The 1,915-nt window shown below is 62.8% G+C and carries 2 protein-coding genes; both read right to left on the reverse strand.

The window, feature by feature from the left end; genetic code table 11:
• Positions 1 to 791, reverse strand: a 791-nt coding sequence (locus I5W_RS04270; RefSeq protein ID WP_044528306.1) for an efflux RND transporter periplasmic adaptor subunit, incomplete at its 3' end; no start/stop codon positions are given.
• A gap of 305 nt (positions 792 to 1,096) precedes the next feature.
• Positions 1,097 to 1,609: a Spy/CpxP family protein refolding chaperone gene (locus tag I5W_RS04275; protein WP_044528307.1), complete on the reverse strand. Its 513-nt coding sequence runs from the start codon at positions 1,607 to 1,609 to the stop codon at positions 1,097 to 1,099.
• Positions 1,610 to 1,915 lie beyond the last annotated feature (306 nt).

Raw genomic sequence — 1,915 nt, forward strand, 5'->3', positions numbered from 1 at the left:
GGAATGCTGAAGATGGCCGTGATCGGCTGCAACTGGGTGATGATGACCAGGCCATTGTATTCGCTGGTGGTGACGTTGTTGCCGATATCGGCCTGGCGCAGGCCCAGGCGACCGCTGATGGGCGCAGTCACGCGGGTGAAGGACAATTGCAGGCGGGCGCTGGCAACATTGCCTTCGTCGGCCGTGACGGTACCTTCATATTGCTTGACCAGGGCTGATTGGGTATCGACCTGCTGGCTGGCAATGGAATCCTGGGACAGCAGGGTCTGGTAGCGCTTCAGGTCCAGCCGGGCCGAGGCCAGCAAGGCGCGGTCGCGCGCCAGTTGGCCTTCGGCCTGGGTCAGTGCGGCCTGCAAGGCGCGCGGATCGATCTCGGCCAGCAGGTCACCGGCCTTGACCACCTGCCCTTCCTTGTAATACAGCTTCATCAATTGCCCATCCACGCGAGCACGCACGGTGGCCGTGGCTGTTGGCGTGACGGCCCCCAGACCATTGAGGAACACGTCCACGTTCTGCACCCGCGCCACTGCCACGCCCACCGGCATGGCCGGGGCAGCGAAGGCACCCGCTCCCGGACGGCGTCCACCGGGGCCACCTGGACCAGGACGTCCACCCGGCCCGCCCATGGCCGCCATCTGTTCCTGCTGGGCCTGCTTCTTGGACCACAGGGTATAGCCGCCGCCGGCCGCCAGCGCCGCCACCAGTACCCAGAACCACCAGCGGCGCAGGATGCTGCCGCGCGAAGTCGGGTGGGAAGGAGATGGCTGGCCGGGATTGGGAGTATTTGTCATGTCAGGAAAACCAGTGGACCGATCGATGTGCCAGCCGCCACCATGGCGGCCCGGCCGAAATTGGAATAGTGGAATGCTTGTTCAACGCCTGCGGCCAGGCTCTGGCCGGTCGCTATTGTCGCCGGGCAGGCTTACAGATTTAAAACATTGTCGGCCCCCGCAACAAAGCTGGCACGCAGTGTACCTAGCTATGGCGCAATGTGCCAACGAGAACAGCCTTGCGGATGAGCGCAAGGCTGTCGGGGACGCCGAACCCGTGCCACGATCAGGCTGCACCAGGGGCTGCGTCCGGTCCCGCCTTGGATTTACTTGGCCGGGGCGGCGTCGGCTGCGGGCTTGCCGTGGGGCATATGGCCCATATGCTCCCAGCGATGACGCTCCATCTTGGCAAACTCGGCGTCAAAGGTCTTTTGCTGTTCCGGCGACAGGGTGGCGTAGAACTCCTTGGTGGCCGCCACGCGTTGCTCGGCGAAGGCTTCGCGCTTGCGCATCCTCTCCAGCTTCTGGTCCAGGCGTTCCGGGGTGGTCAGCTTGGCCCATTCTTCCTTGCTGGGACGCGCTGCCGGGTCCATGGGGGCCGGCTTGGTCTTGTCCAGGAAGAGCTTCCAGGCGGCTTCCTGGGAGGCGGTGATCTTGAGCTTGTCGTGCAGCTGGGCCTGGTGCTTGGCCCGCATCTGTTCGAACTTGGCGATCTGTTCGGGGCTGGGGGCATGGCCTCGCGGGCCATCCGGGGGCATCTGGGCGAAGGCCGACAGGGTCACGGCGCTGATACTCACGGCGGCGATGCCGGCCAGGATACGGTTCTTCAATGTCAACATGGTTGCTCCTTTGATGGGATGGTGCTCTGGACTGCCGGGGAACAGCGTTCTACTGTCCTGGCACGGTTCCCATTAAACCGGCAACGTGTATCGGTGATTTTTCCGCTGTGGCTGCATTTGTATCGTTTTGTATATAGGTGAACTGTACAGGTATCGTTTTATTTCTGTACCGGTGCTTGTAAGACCCGATACAAATCCCCCCTGCACGCGNCGGACAATTCGGCATAATGCGTTCCATGGATACAAATGCTCACATCCTCGTGGTCGACGACGACCGCGACATCCGCACCCTGCTGGCCGAATACC

Source organism: Herbaspirillum sp. B65 (genome assembly GCF_000333555.1).
Lineage (GTDB): Bacteria > Pseudomonadota > Gammaproteobacteria > Burkholderiales > Burkholderiaceae_D > Herbaspirillum > Herbaspirillum rubrisubalbicans.